At 43.3% G+C, this 624-nt stretch carries 1 protein-coding gene; it reads left to right on the forward strand.

Annotation, left to right across the window (positions count from 1 at the left end; all coding sequences use genetic code 11):
• Nucleotides 1-167: 167 nt before the first annotated feature.
• Nucleotides 168-624, forward strand: a 457-nt coding sequence (locus OU793_RS24835; RefSeq protein WP_274647941.1) for an outer membrane beta-barrel protein, incomplete at its 3' end; no start/stop codon positions are given.

A 624-nucleotide genomic window follows, 5' to 3' on the forward strand; every position in this document is an offset into this window, starting at 1 on the left:
CTCAGATCGTAGTTTCTTGATTTAGTTCCATCGAATTACGCAACAAAGCCACAAAGGCTTGGTTTATATCAAGCCTTTTTGTTATCGACGATATTAGTAGTGATAACGACATGAAATAAGCCCCCGTAGCCAAAGGCTATGCCTCTCCCTCAGAAAGGAATACACAAATGAAAAAAATTGCTTTACTCGTATCAATGGCTCTTGCCAGTGGCGCCCTATCAAACCTTGCTCAAGCAGAAACATACATCGGTGGTAAGTTGGGTTACAGTGACTTCAATGATGCTTGTTACCTCAATGAACCGTGTGATGATGAGAGCTTTGCTGTCAGTGGACACATTGGCTACAACTTCAATAAATACGTCGCAGCTGAATACGGCGTGGATTACCTAGGTGATTTTACCACCAACTATAACCATCCAGGTCTGAATACCGTCGATGGTGAAATGTGGGCTCTAACATTGGCACCTAAATTCAATCTACCTCTTAGCGATACTTGGAACCTGTTTGCTAAAATCGGGGGCGCTTACATGATGGCCGGAGATGAAAAAGACTTCATTCCGACAGGCTCTTTAGGTGCAGAATATAAGATCGATGAAAACTGGAGCCTACGCGCAGAATATCAAC

Source organism: Vibrio sp. VP6 (assembly GCF_028823755.1).
Taxonomy (GTDB): Bacteria; Pseudomonadota; Gammaproteobacteria; order Enterobacterales; family Vibrionaceae; genus Vibrio; species Vibrio parahaemolyticus.